This is a genomic window from Flagellimonas aequoris (assembly GCF_003584165.1).
In the GTDB taxonomy this organism is placed as follows: Bacteria; Bacteroidota; Bacteroidia; order Flavobacteriales; family Flavobacteriaceae; genus Flagellimonas; species Flagellimonas aequoris.
In genome coordinates, this window is sequence record NZ_QXFJ01000030.1 from 341,452 (window position 1) to 357,817 (window position 16,366).

A 16,366-nucleotide genomic window follows, 5' to 3' on the forward strand; every position below is an offset into this window, starting at 1 on the left:
TTACGATTATGAACAAAACCAAAACCATGAAATATCTTTTTACGGCTACTTTTCTTATCCTATTTGTTTCGTGCAAAGAAAATGCACCAAAACCTTTAACTGCCCAAGAGATTGTGGATAAATCCATTGAAGTGAGTGGAGGGGAGCTTTACAAAACCCATAGCACAGGCTTTGCGTTTCGGGATAAAACGTATCATTCCAAGAATGAAAACGGAAAAATTGTTTTGGACCGTGTTTCTGATTTGGATTCTGTAATCATTCGCGATGTGAAAAATGGCAATGATTTTGAAAGGTATGTGAACGATTCCCTTGTTTCCGTCCCTGATAGTATGGCTGTACGATATGCGAACTCCGTGAACTCCGTGCACTATTTTGCCCGATTGCCCTACGGGTTGAACGATGGCGCCGTGAACAAGGAATTATTGGGTAAAGAGGCCATTGGTAGTAAAGAATATTATAAGGTCAAAGTAACTTTTGACCAACAGGGCGGAGGTGATGATTTTGATGACACCTACCTGTATTGGTTTGATATAGAAAGCTTTAAGGTTGATTACCTAGCCTATGACTTTCATGTAAATGGAGGGGGGCAACGTTTCAGAAAAGCCTATAACGAACGGTATGTGAACGGTATCCGTTTTGTGGATTACGAGAATTATAAGCCCAAATCCGAAGGTTCTGATATTTTGGAAATTGGACAACTTTTTGATAAAGGGGAACTGGAATTGTTATCCAAAGTTGAATTGACGGATATTCAAGTAGACTAGGTCAATCCATTTTTAATCGGAAGTCGGTGGACACCCCATCGATGATACGAACGATAAACAAACTGCTATTGTCATCGTCGTCCATTTGTTCATATTTATCAAGACCGATCATTTTGTTCACAAAATCAGGAATCGTGTTGCTGTGCCCGACCACAAGCACATTTTTTCCTTCATTCACTAGTTTGAATTCCTCCACATCTACGGATTTGGGGTCGTAGTACTGCACATCTACATTTTGTTTCACCGAAGTAGGTGCAGCCGTCATCGAGGTGCGCTCGTAATTGGTGGAATAGATGGCGTCAATGGGAATGGCATCGAATACTTCGGCCCATCTTATGGCACGGTCCAAACCATCCTGATTAAGCTCTGGATCGGGATTTTCCGGATCTGTCCTGTCTTTTTCCGCATGACGGATAAAATAGAAAGTGGAGATTACAGGTTCTACATTTTTCGTATCTTTTTTGCAACTGATACTTCCAATGATTAAAATTGCAATGGCAATCAATGGTTTGATGGTTCGCATAGTACAGATCTAAAGTTCCCGAGTTTTTGTTTAGCTGATCTAAAAGTAACGTTTAATTTTTATTTTCTCGTATGCGGCACTTTGTATGGGAAGAGAACTTTGATGTTTCTTGTGAAGTAAAACAGGCCTTATTTTTTGATTTCCTTTTTGACCAAATGTTCCAAATAGGTCAGTGTGTTGATTAAATATTTCCGATCACGGGTCATGGTGCTCATGGCAATTGCACCCAGAATCATAGTGAACAATTGTTTTGCAAATTGAAGTGGAGGGACAGATAAGTGCAGTTCATCACTTTTGGCTCCGTTCTCCAGAACCAAGGCAATTTTACCTTCAATATCTTTAATGGTTTCCCTTACTGCTGCCGACAAAAGGGTATTGTTCCCCTGTGCATCCACTCCCACATTCAGGATGGGGCATCCACCCATAGGCAAGGTAAACACATCATATTGCTTATAAAATTGAATCAGGGTGAACAGTTTGTCCATAGCGCCATCATCTTCACTCAATTTGGCATCGATGGCAGACAACAGGAGATTCCGATTGTGCTCAAAGGCAGAAAGGGCAAGGGCTTCCTTGTTCTCAAAATTACCATAGATAGCACCTTTGGTAAGGCCAGTGGCCTCTGTAAGATCGCTCATACTGGTCCCCACATAACCGTGTTTGTTGAAAATAGGGGCAACAGTCTCAATGATATAAGCGGTGGTTCGCTCTGCTTTCTTGGTCATGGAGGAAAAGGTTGGTTTAGGGTGAAACTAAGATATAAAAAAACGGATACTGTTTGGTATGTAAGTTAATAAATGCCTTCATTTTAACAGAGTTTTCCCTCTAAAGCAACCAGGTTGGTTTTGATTTGAAACTAAACTGAGCCTAGTTCAAGCCCAAACCCTTTTTAAAAAGTTGATAAAATTTAGGTTCATGATCTTTTCAATGTCAGATGGGCTGTAACCTCGTTGTTTCAAAAGATTTGGAACCTTTTGAAGGTCTGCAATGGTATCCATGTCCGCAGGACTCTGTTCCAATCCATAGCCACCATCCAAGTCGGTACCGATACCTACATGGTTCGTATTGCCTGCCAATTGACAGATGTGGTCAATGTTGTCGACCATGATTTCCAGAGTGACGCCCATGTCCTGTGGGGTCGATTTACCGCGGACCCAATTGGGGACCATCATCCAAGCATCCAATACGATGCCGATTACGGCTTTTCTTTGGATCAGTTCCTTGATTTGTTCATCTGAAAACTGTCTGTTGTGATCCACAAGCTTCCGGCAATTGTTATGACTGGCCCAAACAGGACCGTTATATACTTTCATAGCTTCCCAAAAGCTCATGTCGCACAGATGGGTGGCATCCAGAATCAGGTTGAGTTCCTCAATTTTTTTCAAAAGTTCCTTTCCCTTCACTCCAATACCACCAATGGAATCGGTACCATAGGCATAAACTCCGGGCCCGTAATGCGCTGGACCGATGGCTCGTAACCCACTTTCATAGGATCGTTCCAAATATCCCATATCCACAATAGAGTCGGCACCTTCCAGACTTAGAATATAACCGATTGGTTTGTTGGGTTGGTCAGTTTGCCATAAGGCCAAGTGTTTTTCCATGTCGTTCAAATTTCGAATCTGAACCATTTCACCGGCCTTTTCCATGGATTTGTACCACGCCAATTGTCCTTGGGTCTGTGCCCAAGCCTGATGCTGGGAATGCCAGCCGGGTAGGCGATTCTCTTTTTTTACATAGCGGGCTATTTGCGTCGCTACGCAAAGACCGATGTTCCCTTTTCGCATGGCTGGCAGCGAAACCATATTCTTGCCACGGTCAGGCTTGTCGGTCTTTCCTGCTTCACGTTCCCTGATTTCTGGTACAGTAAGTGTCAAATCCCGATTCCACTCCATGGCGTTCATGGAAAGGTCCAAATGGGCATCAAAAATGAACATGATAGGGGGCTTATGAATGAAGTTCGAACATGGCCTCGATTTCCACGGCAATATTACCAGGGAGCATCATGCCTACGGCACTACGAACCCCGATACCGTTATCTTCCCCAAAGACATCGGCCATCAACTCGCTAAAGCCATTGATCACATAGGGCTGATTACCAAAATCAGGGGTACAGTTTACCATCCCTAGCACTTTTACCACTCGTTTGATTTTATCCAGACTCCCAAAATGAGTGGAAATGGTAGATAGCATGGTCAGACCCACTTGACGGGCGGCCAATTTTGCTTGATCCTTGTCCAGGTCGTCCCCGGCGCGGCCAACCACCTTGGAGCCATCCATATTTATAGGCCCTTGGCCTGATATGTATAAAAAATTATCCACAACCAATATTGGTTTGTACACCCCTGCAGGTGGTGGAGCGGGAGGAAGTTGAATGTTCAATTCCTCTAATCGTTTGGTAGGCAAACTTTGCATATGTCTAATTAAATGATTGTATTTAAAACCAAAACCCCAATGAGGCCCATGATGCCCACAAGGGTTTCCATGACCGTCCACGTAGATAGGGTTTCCTTTACCGTAAGGTTGAAGTATTCCTTGAACATCCAAAATCCGGTGTCGTTTACATGGGAAAGCATCAAGCTTCCGGAACCAATGGCCAAAACCATTAATTCTGCACTGACACCTGTACTTGAAGCCAAGGGCAACACAATTCCCGCGGCGGTCAATCCTGCAACGGTGGCAGAACCAACACTGACCCTGATGGCCGTAGCGATAAGCCAAGCTAAAATTAAGGGGGAAATGCTGGAGCCTTTCAAACTGTCGGCAATATAATCGCTCACATGGCTGTCTATCAACACTTCTTTCAAAGCCCCTGCACCGGCAATGATCAATAAGATCATGGTGATGCCAGTAACGGAGGAAGTTAAGGACTCCATGATTTTGGACATTTCCTTCCCTTTGGCAATCCCTAAGGTATAAATCGCCAATAGTACGGAAATCAGTAAGGCAATCACAGGATTTCCGATGAACGTTAGGACACTTCGAAGCAAACTTTCCTCCATAAAATGTTCCGCCGCAATAGCTATCCCAATCAAAAGGATGGGCGATAGGGCAGTAAAAATACTGATGAAGGTAGATGGCAGCTCTTCTTCCGGAACGCTGTTCGGGTTATAAAACTCCTTGAGTGGTTTTGCCTCCACCTTTTTGATGGTACGCGCAAACAAAGGTCCAGCCACAATGATGGCGGGAATAGCAATGAAAAGCCCGTACAGCAAGGTTTTTCCAATATCCGCATTGAACATGGCCGCAATGGCGGTGGGTGCGGGGTGGGGCGGAAGGTAGCCATGGGTCACCGATAATGAGGTAAGCATGGGCAACCCGACGTACAATAAAGGAAGTCCCGTGGAATATGCTACGGTAAACACTAAGGGAATCAAAATCACAAATCCGACGGAATAGAACATGGGGATTCCGACAATGAAACCAGTGATGACCATGGCCCACTGTACGTGTTTCAATCCAAATTTGGCCACCAATTGGGTGGTTATCCGTTGTGCAGCGCCACTATCTGCAACCAATTTGCCCAACATGGCCCCAAGTCCAAGAATCAATACCAAAAAGCCCAAGGTATTGCCAATTCCCCGTTGAATGGACAGCACCAGGTTTCCCAGTTCCATGCCCTGAAAAATCCCAACGAAAAGACATACGATGATGAAGGATAGAAAGGCATTCAGTTTAAACTTGGCAATCAGTATGAACAAAAGGAAGATCCCGAGAACGGCAATAACGAGTGGCATAGGGTTGGAGTGTTTGTAGCTAAAATATGTGTCGCTAGCTAAAATAAGGATTTAAATGTAAAGACCTAGTCCGATTTTGATATCCAACAAATTTGGATTGATAGTAAACAAAAACCTTCCCCAATCGCTTAGGGAAGGTTTCGCCTTGTAGTGTATGTAATTAATTATTTCTGAATCAACTCATCCTGATTTCTGAACACCAGTTCGTCATCGAACGAATCCAATAACACAATACTGTCCGATTGGATCTTGCCTGCCAACAATTCCTTGGATAGGTTGTTAAGCACCTCTTTCTGAATCAATCGTTTAACTGGCCTTGCTCCATATTGGGGATCGTACCCTTTTTCTGCCAAATAGTTGATGGCTTCTTGGGTGGCATCCAAAGTGATGTGCTGTTTGGCCAACATTTTCTTCAAGCTGTTCAGCTGAAGTCCCACAATATCCTTGATGTCCTTTTTGTTCAATGGGGCGAACATGATGATGTCGTCAATTCGGTTCAAGAACTCGGGTCGGATGGTTTTACGTAACAATCCCAAAACTTCCACTCGAGCGGCTTCCGAAGCACTTTCCAAATCGATGGCATTTTCAAATTTCTCCTGAATGATATCGCTTCCCATGTTACTGGTCATGATGATGATGGAGTTTTTGAAATCGGCCAAGCGCCCCTTGTTATCGGTCAACCTACCTTCATCCAACACCTGGAGGAGAATGTTGAAGGTATCGGGGTGCGCCTTTTCTATCTCGTCCAACAAGACCACGGAATAGGGTTTCCTTCTCACGGCCTCGGTCAACTGACCTCCTTCGTCATAACCCACATATCCTGGAGGTGCACCGACCAAACGGCTCACGGAGTGGCGTTCTTGGTACTCGCTCATGTCGATTCGGGTGATGGCATTTTCATCATCGAACAGATAGGCGGCCAAGGTTTTGGCCAATTCCGTTTTACCCACACCGGTCGTTCCCAAGAAAAGGAAGGAACCAATAGGTTTCTTCTCGTCCTGTAGACCGGCACGACTTCTTCGGATGGCATCGGAAACGGCTGTAATGGCTTCATCCTGACCGACCACCCGTTGATGGAGCACATCTTCCAACTTCAATAATTTTTCACGCTCGCTCTGCATCATTTTGGTCACGGGGATTCCGGTCCATTTGGCAACCACTTCGGCAATATCTTCATAGGTTACCTCTTCTTTGATCAAAGTGCCTGCGGTTTGCTGTTTAGCAAGCTCATCTTCCAATTTGTCCAGCTTTTCTTGGGCCTCTTTGATCTTGCCATATCGTAACTCGGCCACTTTACCATAGTCTCCGTTACGTTCGGCGCGTTCGGCTTCCAGTTTGAAGTTTTCAATATCTTCCTTGGTCTTTTGGATATTGTCCACCACCGTTTTTTCACTTTCCCATTTGGCAAAGATCTCGTTTCGTTCTTCTTTGAGATTGGCCAAGTCTAAGTTCAAGGTCTGTAATTTGGCCTTGTCGTTTTCCCTTTTGATGGCCTCGATCTCAATCTCCAACTGCATGATCTTTCTGTCCAATACATCCAATTCTTCTGGTTTGGAGTTGATTTCCATCCGAAGTTTGGAAGCGGCTTCGTCCATAAGGTCGATGGCCTTATCGGGCAAGAAACGGTTGGTGATATAGCGTTGTGACAATTCCACGGCACCAATCACTGCCTCGTCTTTGATGCGAACCTTGTGGTGTGCCTCATATTTTTCTTTGATACCCCTAAGGATGGAAATGGCACTTTCGGTATCGGGCTCGTCCACCATGACCTTTTGGAACCTACGCTCCAATGCTTTGTCTTTCTCAAAGTATTTTTGGTATTCGTCCAAAGTAGTGGCACCAATGGCACGGAGTTCGCCTCTTGCCAAGGCGGGTTTGAGGATGTTTGCGGCATCCATGGCACCTTGTCCACCCCCAGCACCTACCAAGGTATGGATCTCATCAATAAACAACACAATATTGCCATCCGATGAGGTTACTTCTTTGATTACAGCTTTGAGACGCTCCTCAAATTCTCCTTTGTATTTGGCTCCAGCGATCAAGGCGCCCATATCCAGGGAGTAAATGATCTTGTCCTTTAGGTTTTCAGGAACGTCGCCCTGTACAATTCGGTGTGCCAACCCTTCCGCGATGGCGGTCTTACCCACACCGGGTTCACCCACCAACATGGGGTTGTTCTTGGTCCGTCTGGACAAAATCTGAAGAACCCTTCTGATTTCCTCGTCCCTTCCGATGACGGGGTCCAATTTGCCACTATCAGCCAATTGGTTCAGGTTCTTGGCGTATTTGTCCAGAGAGTTATAAGTTTCCTCGGCACTTTGTGAGGTCACCTTGCCACCTTTGCGCAATTCTTGGATGGCGGCCGTCAAATCTTTTTCGGTTACGCCTTGATCTTTGAGGATTTGGGAGACCTTGCTTTTTGATTTGAAGATGGCCAATAACAAATGCTCTAAGGAAACGAATTCATCACCCATGTTCTTGGCAATGATACTGGCTTCGTTCACGGTCTTGCCCGCTTCTCTTGACAACATGATCTCTCCTCCAGAAACCTTGGCAAAACTTTGAAGTTCCTTATCCAAGATTTGGTTGAGTAGGTTTACGTTCACGTTCAATTTTTTCAAAATAAAGGGAAGCACGTTTTCATCCACTTCCGCAATGGCTTTGAACAGGTGTTCGTTTTCAATTTGTTGATGCCCTAATTCTTTGGCCAATTGCTGGGCCCGTTGAATGGCTTCCTGTGATTTTATCGTAAAATTATTAAAGTTCATAGTCGTTGTTTTTCTCTGTAATGACAAGAATCCTACCAGCAACACATTACAGTCAAAATGTCCGAAGAATATTGAAAATAAAGGACATTTCGTCAGGTGTAAGCTTTTGGAAGTACTGCGACCTATGAACTAAATTTGCAGTATGGGAATATTTGACAGTGTCTTTGGAAAGAAGGAAAAACAAGGGCGTGAGAAAAAGCAGTTACCTTGGATAGAATTGGAGGAATTCGCGCAATTGGATGCAATTTCACGGAAATCAAAGGATAAAACTCAGGTAATTTACAAACACTCCAGTACGTGTGGGATCAGTAGTATGGTGTTGAGCATGTTTACCCAATCGTATGATTTGGATACGGATTGTGACCTGTATTTTTTGACCATTCAGCACCACAGGGACATTTCCAATGAAATTGCCCAAAAGTTTGGGGTAAGGCACGAATCCCCACAGTTGTTGGTCGTTAAGAATGGGGAAGTGACATTTCATACTTCGCACGGGGCGATAGCAGATATTGACTTTTCAAAATATTTGTAGAGACGAGAAAATCGAGAAAATGTCGGTTCGAGCGCAGTCGAGAACTTTTTTCTCATCTCGACTGCGCTCGATGTGACACTATTCCAAAATTGAATTAATTGAATTGATATTTTGAGACAATGCCCTTCAGTCTCGCCTTGAGGTCTTCTCCGGCATCATATACCATTTGTTCGTTGGATGGAAAGGGAACCTCCCTGGCATTTAGAAAGACCAAAAGGTCATCTTCCAAAGCTCTTTTATCCCCTTGGTAATTGGCAAATACATGCTCGAACACAAATTGACTGGATAGGGGGTAGGCGTTTATTTCCTGTCCGCTGTTCAAATCGGTGAACCGAACCTTAGCCCCAATTTGGGCACTTTTGGTTTGGGTGAACTGGAAGAATTTACACGTAACGGTACGCATTTTGTCTACCTTGATCTTGTTTCCTAAACTGTCCTTTACTACGTTTCCATTGGTATCCAACAGATATTCCCAGCCATCCTTGATTTGTTTCTCTTTGATGATTTGGGTTTCGTTTACACGCTCAGGAGAGACATTGATTTCCATGAAATCCAGGTTCATGGCATAATCATATTTTACATTGGCCAATGGGTTGGTGTGGTATTGCAACCAGAAATTGTCAATGCCGAAAGCATTAAAATCCAAAAGCTCACTTTCCAAGCGTTCTGGAATGATCTGCTCGGTTTGGTTGGCAATATCCACTCGGACATATTCCAATCCCTTGTTATAGGCTTCGTCCATTTTGGCAACGGTTTCCTTATACCCAGGATTGATTTCCTGTAGGTATTTCAAATCATCGTACGCGGCCCGAAAATCTGCCTTGTATTTGGCATTGGCCAATAAGCTGGAGGCATTTTCGTAAAGATGCTCTGAAAGGTCATCCTTGGTGGCCAAGATTTTGTTGTCGTAGTTCACAAAATTGAATTTGGCATTTCTACCTTCATCATTGATATGAAGTGGAAGCAGAGGTTTGATCCTTTCTTGGATTTGCTTCAACTGCAAATACCTGTTATAGATGTTTTCCAAATTGGCAGGATTGCCATCATTTTGCAAGAAAGCGATTTCTTGCTGCTCCCTTTCGGCATGTTTGGCAAAGGCTTCTTCCAAAAGGGTGATGTATTCCTGATTACCTTTTTTGGTCTTGTTTTCCGACAAATTTTTAATGGCCTTGTTCATGGCGGTAACATAGTTTCCGGTATTTAAGGCCTCTTGTGTTTTCTTGACACCTCCACAGGCGGCAAGAACAATAATTGCGGTTAAGAGTAGAACTTTTTTCATGGTCGTCGATTTTATTGGTTATTTAGGCGGGTTCAAGAGCTGTGCCAAAAAACCACATCTTATAAACGAAAAAGGATGAACGGTAGTATATTTTCGGTGAAAAGCTTAAAAATGAGTGTTTTGAGGCAATCTTCAAAAAGTTGAAAATTGTTAATTGCCGTTTGATAAATTTGATGGTCATTGCGCATTTTTTAGGATGTAATCCCCTTTCAATTTGTAATTTTACCGCTTATTAAAAACAATAGGCAATGCAACGAGACCAAGCGATTTTTGATTTGATAGCACAAGAAAGGGAGAGACAGATTGAAGGTATAGAACTGATAGCTTCGGAAAATTTTACCAGTCCACAGGTAATGGAAGCGGCAGGTTCCGTATTGACCAATAAATATGCCGAAGGCTATCCTGGAAAACGCTATTATGGTGGTTGTGAGGTTGTGGATCAGGTGGAACAACTGGCCATTGACCGGGCCAAGGAATTGTTCGGTGCCGTGTATGCCAACGTCCAGCCCCACTCGGGATCTCAGGCAAATGCTTCGGTGTACCATGCCTGTTTGCAACCTGGCGATACTATTTTAGGCTTTGACCTATCCCATGGTGGTCACTTGACCCACGGATCCCCCGTGAATTTTTCCGGTAAGTTGTACAATCCTGTGTTTTATGGTGTGGATGAAGAAACTGGAACCTTGAACTATGACAAGATCCAAGAAGTTGCCGATAAGGAAAAACCGAAATTGATTATTGCGGGTGCTTCTGCCTATTCCAGGGACATGGATTTTAAACGTTTCCGTGAGATTGCCGATAGTGTCGGAGCCATTTTGGTTGCAGATATTTCGCACCCTGCGGGACTTATTGCCAAAGGCATCCTGAACGACCCCATACCTCATTGTCATATTGTGACCACCACTACACACAAGACCCTGCGAGGTCCTCGTGGCGGTTTGATCTTGATGGGTGAGAACTTTGATAATCCATTTGGTATCAAACTAAAAAGCGGAGAGTTAAGAAAAATGTCTGCCCTTTTGGACCTTGCCGTTTTCCCAGGGAACCAGGGTGGCCCGTTGGAGCATATCATTGCTGCAAAAGCTGTAGCTTTTGGTGAAGCGCTTTCAGATGACTTCCTACACTATATGATTCAAGTGAAGAAAAATGCGGCAGCCATGGCCAAGGCATTCATGTCACTTGATTACAAAGTAATTTCAGGTGGTACGGACAACCATATGATGCTTATCGACTTAAGAAATAAGAACATTACCGGAAAAGATGCGGAAAAGGCCTTGGAGCATGCCGCGATTACGGCCAACAAGAATATGGTGCCTTTCGATACCCAATCACCTTTCATTACTTCGGGTATACGTTTCGGTACCCCGGCCATTACCACAAGGGGACTGAAGGAAGCGGATATGGAGACCATTGTCGGATTTATCGATGAGGTGATCATGGACCCCGAAAACGAAAAGAAAATAGGACAGATAAAACAAAAGGTCAACGATTTGATGAAATCGCGACCTTTGTTCAGTGCTTAGTATTTACTTGTAAGTACTTTTCTTTATTCGAAGAGGAACAAATCCTCTTTTTCCAGTTTCTTGCTTTTTAGGGAATAGATCATCACTTGGTGTTGGGCCTGGTCCTCAAAATATAGCCCCCAATAATCCAGATATCCGCATTGGCCGATTTTGGATTGGGAGTGATCCAACGTGGTATCTTCAAAAACGGGCACGAAAATCTCATACGGCATTTCGGTCAATCCCTTGGTGAAGTATACAAAATGCTCCCCAATACTGGATATGATGAGTCCCAATTGTTTAGGGATGCTTTGTTCGTATAATCTCGAGATAATGATAGAGGTTTCCCTAAAATGAAGGGAAAGCTCCATAATATCAAGGGAATGACTGTTCAAGGCGTTCAATTTTTCAAGCGCCTTTTCTACAGAAGACGACATATTGGACTGGCTTTCCTCGGAAAAGGCCAAACCTCCCCAGTCTCCATTGTTAAAATGTCTAAGACAATCCATTAACCCAAAGTTGAGATATAGGTCGATGATCAAATCGGCCCTGTTCTCAAGATTGTTGAATTTACATTGGACTTTGGCCGTTGCAAAAAAATCCTTTTCCAAGGTTTTAAGGAAATCGTCCAGTCCATTGGCGGCCTCAAAGACTTTTGCGCCGCTATTGCGATAATTGGTGTTAGCTTTTTTTGGGAACGACATGTTTTTGTGGGTTGTAATTTTCTCTTCACCTTAAAATTAGGATGAATCTTTTTGATGGGATTGCAGAAAATCCTTAAAAATTCTATGGGTTTTCCTTAATTGTAAGGATTTTAGCTCAGTGAAAGTCCAAAAACAATTGCCAAAATTGGCTTAAGTGGGTACTTGTCGCTATTAAGGCTAGATAAAGCCTCTATTTTTTGCAGCTAGAATCAAGGCCAAATCGTTCTCATTTTCGGTGCCGAAGAGGGTTTTTAAATGTCGTTTTCTGTTTTCAATGGAGGAAGGCGAGAGTCTGATATATTTTTCGAGATCCTTGTTCTTGGTACCCTTGGAGAGGTGGAACAAAATTTGTTTGTCCTTCTCATCCAGTTCTATATCATTGGCCATTTTCTTGCGAATGGCAGAAAGTGCCTTGGAAGAGTAGTAGGGAGGGTTGGATATGATGGTTTTTACGGCATCTTCCAAAGTTCTTGGGTCTATGTCTGTCTTTACCAAATAGCCATCTGGATCTACGGACTTTAAAATACTGTTGATCCTGTAGTTGTCACTAAAAGAAGACATGAATACGATCTTGCTTTCCGGTACTATTTTTCGAGCCAGGATTCCCAGATCCTCCCCGGTATACGGTTGTTCTTCGTTGGGTGCGAACAACTGCACGTCCAAAAAGAGGATATCGTATTTGAACGAGTGTACGGAATCTTCAATGAGTTTTTTTCCGGCGTCGTAGGTGGTGGCCGTATCCACAATAATATGGTGACCCTCTAGTTCAATGCCCTCAAGTATGAACTTGTAGCCGAGCATGGTCATCTCGTGGTCATCTATGGCTAATATTCTAAGCGTTTCCATTTGGTTCTTTTGTTGCAAGATTTAGGTGTTCAATACTTCTTTACGTTCCGCCACGTCGGAATCTATGTATGTGGCGGGAATGGTCACTATTATCGTGGTTCCTTTTCCTTTTTTACTGTCAATGTCCAACTTGGCATGTATTTTTTTAGATCGTGAAATAATGTTGCGCAACCCTATTCCACGTTTTCCCTTGTTCACGTCAAAACCGACACCGTCATCCACAATGGTCAACTTCAAGTTTTTCCCGAAGGATTCGAAGGAAATATCAACATACTGACTTTTAGCGTGTTTTACGCAGTTTTTAAGGGCTTCTTGGACGATCCTGTAGGCGTTGATCTTAATATCGCCCAACAAATTGTCCCAACTTACCTTATCATCAAATGTAAAGGAACATGATATGCCGGAAGAGTTTTGGATACCATCGATCAAGTCTTCCAACGATACAATAAAATTATGAAATTTTTCATAAGAGGCATTGTTGAGCTCATGGGAAATGGTCCTGATCTCTTCCTCTACCTCCCGTAATTTTTCAATGAGTTCCGCACGTTGGGCAATGGATGCCGGGTCTTCGCGTTCGTTCAAACCACTCAAGATGAGACGTATGCCCAGCATTTCACCCAAAATACCGTCGTGGAGTTCTTCGGAAATACGCTTTTGTTCCAGTTGCTTGCCTTCTTCAAACTTGCCCTGCTGGGAAAGCATCAGGTTGTAGATTTCTTGGTTGCTCTCCTGCTGTTTTTGCCTGAACTTGAGCCGGTTGTTGTTGATGTAAAGGGTAACGATGATCAAAAATGCGGTACCGAAAAGAATTAACGCAAAGGCGGCACCGACCCATACTTGTTTTTCCTGGGTCAGGATTTCATTTTTTTCGATTATTTCATCCGTTTCCATGCGAATACGGGCGAATTTATCCCTTTTGGTACGCTCCTCTTCTTTGATGGTTTCATTGAGTTTGTAATAATCATCAGCATAGGTGGAACCATTCGCAGGGTCCAATTTGGTCAACAACATCAGTGCTTCCAAGGAACGGTCATTGTTATAGGTTTCCTTGGCAATGGCATACGATTCTTGGGCTAGTTGGATGGCTTGTGATGTATCTCCCTTAGAGGCCAGAAGTTCGGCATAGTATTGTTTGGGGCGTGCCATCTCATAGAGTTGCTCGTTACTATTGTTAATTTCAATAGCCTCTTGCAGTAGACTTTCTACTTTATCTTGGTTACCGCCAGATTTGAATATGGAATAAGCGAGACCTGATATTGATTTGGTATAGAGCTCAGGGTCCTTGTCCTTAAATTCTTCGTCAGTTATAAGTTCTTGATATGATTCCTTTGCCTTTGGATAATTCTCCATATTCAAAAAAGCACTGGCTATATTATTTTGGTTTATCCAGCTTAGACGATTATTGGAAGAACCTGAAGTATTCAAATACTCACCAGCTTTTTTGTAGTATTCCAGTGATTTTTGGCTATCACCTATACCATTGGCAATAACACCCAGGACATTGTAACAATTGTGAATCCTTAAATCATCGCCAAGTTCATCAAAAATTTTTAAAGCGGAGGTAATGCTTATCTCAGCTCCTAAATAATCTTTATAAGAATCCTGAATCCTTCCCATGTTATACAACATTATCCCCTTTGACTGGAGCGATTCATCAGCAGGGAGTCTTTCAAAACTATTCAATGCCTTTTTGTAATGGTAAAACGCACTGTCTAACACTGCATATGATTCAAAAAAGAAGGCCAAATCCCAATGTGAATTACCTAAAACGTTAAATAACTTGACATTTTCAGCCATTTTTAAGATCTCTGTATTGGTCTGTCTAAAGTTGAGAGAGTCTTTCAAAGTTCTGTACACTAAAGAAACATCAGACAATTTTTCTATCCGATTAGTGTCATTAGATAATTGGTTGGCAGCATTTTGCGCCTTCGTTAGATAGAATTTTCTGTCGCTTAAAGTTAATTCTTTTCCGTTTCGGGCGATTTTAATCCATTCTTGAATCGAATCCAAATCAGGATTTGATGCAGATGTACCTTTTTTTGCCTCATAGGTACAACCCCAAAACAGGAGTAACGACAGTATTAAGGATTTAAATTTCAAAAACGAATAGTGTTAATATATCCAAGGTAACAAAAAAGCCCCAAACCATTAAAGGAAAGGGGCTGTGATATTGTGCAAAGTTGTTTATAAATCTCGTTGTTCACTAATGCTTTGTTCTAATCGCAACAGAGTCTGCTTCTGGATGCCTAGCTTAACTCTTTCTTTGGGGAGATTAGACTCGGTAAAATCAAATGCATTAATTGTCATATAGTTCGAAGAATTCTTGCTTGAAACTTTTTTATCATCGTTATTATTAAAAAGAAGCAGACCTAAAATGAACATATTTAGGAGGATTTTTATAACTCTTCGCATGATAGATTAATTACTGCCTTCTCTGCCTTCAGCAACAGTCTCATCTCCATCCGTTGCACTCTGGTCTACTTTTAATTGTTTAAAAGTTGCTTCGGTGTCCTGCACATCGGTATCGGCTTCACAGGAATAGAATCCAACGGTCAATAATGCCAGGGCCAAAATGCTTACTACTTTTCTCATAATGTTAGGTTTTAGGGGTGTTAAAATTGGTTTATGAGGCTAAGATATTTAAGCACAATACGGATATTGCCCCAACCCTTATGACTTTAGTGAAATATGGAAATCTGTTAGAATTTTGCGGTATTCTGCTAGAATTTTGCTAATTGAGTGCCTTTACGGCCGTTTTGGAGAGCATTTCCTTTAAGGTGTCTATTTTGTCCTTATAGGTCTTGGAGAAGGGGAGCTCCTCTTCGCGGTCATGGCTCAAGGTGCAAATGGATTTGCCATAATTGATCCGTGAAACATACCTGCTGTTCAAAATATAGCTTTGGTGGATTCTGATGAATCCTTCGGGAAGTTTGTCCTCAAACGATTTTAAGGTCTTGAAAGCGCTGATGACATTACCATCCCTCATGTAAAAGTCCGTGGTATTGTTGTCGGATTTTAGATAAAGAATGTTTTTGGTGTCCAAATACCTATAATCATTATAGGACTTAAGGCAAATGGTGGAGGGAATATCATCCTTTGGATGTTTCTTCCTAAGACGTAAAATGGTCTTTCTTACGTCAAATTCGTTGTGGGGGAGGATCCAATAATCAAAGAAACCGCTCTTTATGGCATTATATGCATATTTTTTGGTAGTGGAGTAACCTATAATAATAGGTAGCGTTTGCATGTATTGGTTCAATTCGGTCACCATTTGAAAATACTCCATCCCATCTTCCCCTAAATTGACCAGCACAAGGTCCGGCGTGTGCTTTAATATGGAGTCCAATCCTTCCGCGGCACTGGTGGCCACCCCGGTACAGGTCAAATCTTCATACTCTTCCAAATAGAGCTGTAACTGTAGCTTGGAAGTAGCGTTCGAGTCAATGATGTTGTAGGTATATTCCATGTGCAAAATGCTGATTGCAAGTTACTAACGCCCACAAAAATCTCATTGCAGTTTTCCCTTAAAAAAACTATGGGTTTCTCTCTAATTTGATTGATTTTCCTACAGTTTTCCTTAAAATTTCGTTAATGGATGCGTAATCGTAACGAAATGGTCGGTTTGCAACAAGCTATTTTTGTGTGGTGCTCGGAATGAAGATCTTAACCTTCAAAGCTTTGGAAGTTGGGTCTGCGGTGCCTGAATTTGTA

The 16,366-nt window shown here is 42.7% G+C and carries 15 protein-coding genes; 3 read left to right on the forward strand and 12 right to left on the reverse strand.

Annotated elements, in window-relative coordinates; translation table 11 throughout:
* The first annotated feature begins 26 nt into the window (after positions 1-26).
* The gene (locus D2U88_RS14970; protein ID WP_182859211.1) at positions 27-764 is read left to right on the forward strand and encodes a DUF6503 family protein; all 738 of its coding nucleotides are present in this window, start codon (positions 27-29) and stop codon (positions 762-764) included.
* A 1-nt stretch (position 765) separates the two neighbouring features.
* Here D2U88_RS14970 and D2U88_RS14975 read toward each other — a convergent pair whose 3' ends face one another.
* From D2U88_RS14975 to clpB, 6 genes are all read right to left on the reverse strand, one after another.
* The gene (locus D2U88_RS14975; protein WP_119641350.1) at positions 766-1,287 is read right to left on the reverse strand and encodes a SixA phosphatase family protein; all 522 of its coding nucleotides are present in this window, start codon (positions 1,285-1,287) and stop codon (positions 766-768) included.
* A 128-nt stretch (positions 1,288-1,415) separates the two neighbouring features.
* Positions 1,416-2,012 carry a TetR/AcrR family transcriptional regulator gene (locus D2U88_RS14980; RefSeq protein WP_119641351.1) on the reverse strand — a complete coding sequence of 199 codons (597 nt, stop codon included), beginning with the start codon at positions 2,010-2,012 and terminating at the stop codon, positions 1,416-1,418.
* 147 nt (positions 2,013-2,159) lie between these two features.
* Positions 2,160-3,224, reverse strand: coding sequence for a dipeptidase (locus D2U88_RS14985; RefSeq protein WP_119641352.1), 1,065 nt, complete (start codon positions 3,222-3,224; stop codon positions 2,160-2,162).
* A gap of 10 nt (positions 3,225-3,234) precedes the next feature.
* Positions 3,235-3,702, reverse strand: a complete 468-nt coding sequence (locus D2U88_RS14990) for a RidA family protein (RefSeq protein WP_119641353.1) — start codon at positions 3,700-3,702, stop codon at positions 3,235-3,237.
* 8 nt (positions 3,703-3,710) lie between these two features.
* Entirely contained in the window at positions 3,711-5,024 is a 1,314-nt protein-coding gene (locus D2U88_RS14995; protein ID WP_119641354.1) for a gluconate:H+ symporter, read from the reverse strand.
* A gap of 164 nt (positions 5,025-5,188) precedes the next feature.
* Entirely contained in the window at positions 5,189-7,792 is a 2,604-nt protein-coding gene (gene clpB, locus D2U88_RS15000; RefSeq protein ID WP_119641355.1) for an ATP-dependent chaperone ClpB, read from the reverse strand.
* 142 nt (positions 7,793-7,934) lie between these two features.
* Between clpB and ytxJ the strand changes: the two genes are divergently transcribed.
* Positions 7,935-8,324 carry a bacillithiol system redox-active protein YtxJ gene (gene ytxJ / locus D2U88_RS15005; protein ID WP_119641356.1) on the forward strand — a complete coding sequence of 130 codons (390 nt, stop codon included), beginning with the start codon at positions 7,935-7,937 and terminating at the stop codon, positions 8,322-8,324.
* Between the two features lie 94 nt (positions 8,325-8,418).
* Here ytxJ and D2U88_RS15010 read toward each other — a convergent pair whose 3' ends face one another.
* On the reverse strand, positions 8,419-9,603 hold the full coding sequence (locus tag D2U88_RS15010; RefSeq protein WP_119641357.1) for a hypothetical protein: 1,185 nt from the start codon (positions 9,601-9,603) through the stop codon (positions 8,419-8,421).
* Between the two features lie 248 nt (positions 9,604-9,851).
* Here D2U88_RS15010 and glyA point away from each other — a divergent pair, with 248 nt between their 5' ends.
* The gene (gene glyA / locus D2U88_RS15015; RefSeq protein ID WP_119641358.1) at positions 9,852-11,126 is read left to right on the forward strand and encodes a serine hydroxymethyltransferase; all 1,275 of its coding nucleotides are present in this window, start codon (positions 9,852-9,854) and stop codon (positions 11,124-11,126) included.
* Between the two features lie 23 nt (positions 11,127-11,149).
* Here glyA and D2U88_RS15020 read toward each other — a convergent pair whose 3' ends face one another.
* From D2U88_RS15020 to D2U88_RS15040, 5 genes are all read right to left on the reverse strand, one after another.
* Entirely contained in the window at positions 11,150-11,809 is a 660-nt protein-coding gene (locus tag D2U88_RS15020) for a hypothetical protein (protein WP_119641359.1), read from the reverse strand.
* Positions 11,810-11,986: 177 nt separating this feature from the next.
* The gene (locus tag D2U88_RS15025) at positions 11,987-12,655 is read right to left on the reverse strand and encodes a response regulator transcription factor (RefSeq protein ID WP_119641839.1); all 669 of its coding nucleotides are present in this window, start codon (positions 12,653-12,655) and stop codon (positions 11,987-11,989) included.
* A 21-nt stretch (positions 12,656-12,676) separates the two neighbouring features.
* On the reverse strand, positions 12,677-14,272 hold the full coding sequence (locus D2U88_RS15030; protein WP_182859191.1) for a tetratricopeptide repeat-containing sensor histidine kinase: 1,596 nt from the start codon (positions 14,270-14,272) through the stop codon (positions 12,677-12,679).
* A gap of 801 nt (positions 14,273-15,073) precedes the next feature.
* Positions 15,074-15,247 carry a hypothetical protein gene (locus D2U88_RS19575; RefSeq protein WP_182859192.1) on the reverse strand — a complete coding sequence of 58 codons (174 nt, stop codon included), beginning with the start codon at positions 15,245-15,247 and terminating at the stop codon, positions 15,074-15,076.
* 139 nt (positions 15,248-15,386) lie between these two features.
* Positions 15,387-16,121: a LytR/AlgR family response regulator transcription factor gene (locus D2U88_RS15040; RefSeq protein WP_119641362.1), complete on the reverse strand. Its 735-nt coding sequence runs from the start codon at positions 16,119-16,121 to the stop codon at positions 15,387-15,389.
* Positions 16,122-16,366 lie beyond the last annotated feature (245 nt).

What these genes read in the sequence shown, in the direction of transcription:
- D2U88_RS14995 (WP_119641354.1), bottom strand. Translation starts at nt 5,024, where the DNA reads ATGCCACTCGTTATTGCCGTTCTCGGGATCTTCCTTTTGTTCATACTG.
- D2U88_RS15040 (WP_119641362.1), bottom strand. Translation starts at nt 16,121, where the DNA reads ATGGAATATACCTACAACATCATTGACTCGAACGCTACTTCCAAGCTA.
- D2U88_RS14985 (WP_119641352.1), bottom strand. Translation starts at nt 3,224, where the DNA reads ATGTTCATTTTTGATGCCCATTTGGACCTTTCCATGAACGCCATGGAG.
- clpB (WP_119641355.1), bottom strand. Translation starts at nt 7,792, where the DNA reads ATGAACTTTAATAATTTTACGATAAAATCACAGGAAGCCATTCAACGG.
- D2U88_RS19575 (WP_182859192.1), bottom strand. Translation starts at nt 15,247, where the DNA reads ATGAGAAAAGTAGTAAGCATTTTGGCCCTGGCATTATTGACCGTTGGA.
- D2U88_RS15020 (WP_119641359.1), bottom strand. Translation starts at nt 11,809, where the DNA reads ATGTCGTTCCCAAAAAAAGCTAACACCAATTATCGCAATAGCGGCGCA.
- ytxJ (WP_119641356.1), top strand. Translation starts at nt 7,935, where the DNA reads ATGGGAATATTTGACAGTGTCTTTGGAAAGAAGGAAAAACAAGGGCGT.
- D2U88_RS15025 (WP_119641839.1), bottom strand. Translation starts at nt 12,655, where the DNA reads ATGGAAACGCTTAGAATATTAGCCATAGATGACCACGAGATGACCATG.
- D2U88_RS14980 (WP_119641351.1), bottom strand. Translation starts at nt 2,012, where the DNA reads ATGACCAAGAAAGCAGAGCGAACCACCGCTTATATCATTGAGACTGTT.
- glyA (WP_119641358.1), top strand. Translation starts at nt 9,852, where the DNA reads ATGCAACGAGACCAAGCGATTTTTGATTTGATAGCACAAGAAAGGGAG.
- D2U88_RS14975 (WP_119641350.1), bottom strand. Translation starts at nt 1,287, where the DNA reads ATGCGAACCATCAAACCATTGATTGCCATTGCAATTTTAATCATTGGA.
- D2U88_RS14990 (WP_119641353.1), bottom strand. Translation starts at nt 3,702, where the DNA reads ATGCAAAGTTTGCCTACCAAACGATTAGAGGAATTGAACATTCAACTT.
- D2U88_RS14970 (WP_182859211.1), top strand. Translation starts at nt 27, where the DNA reads ATGAAATATCTTTTTACGGCTACTTTTCTTATCCTATTTGTTTCGTGC.
- D2U88_RS15010 (WP_119641357.1), bottom strand. Translation starts at nt 9,603, where the DNA reads ATGAAAAAAGTTCTACTCTTAACCGCAATTATTGTTCTTGCCGCCTGT.
- D2U88_RS15030 (WP_182859191.1), bottom strand. Translation starts at nt 14,272, where the DNA reads ATGGGAAGGATTCAGGATTCTTATAAAGATTATTTAGGAGCTGAGATA.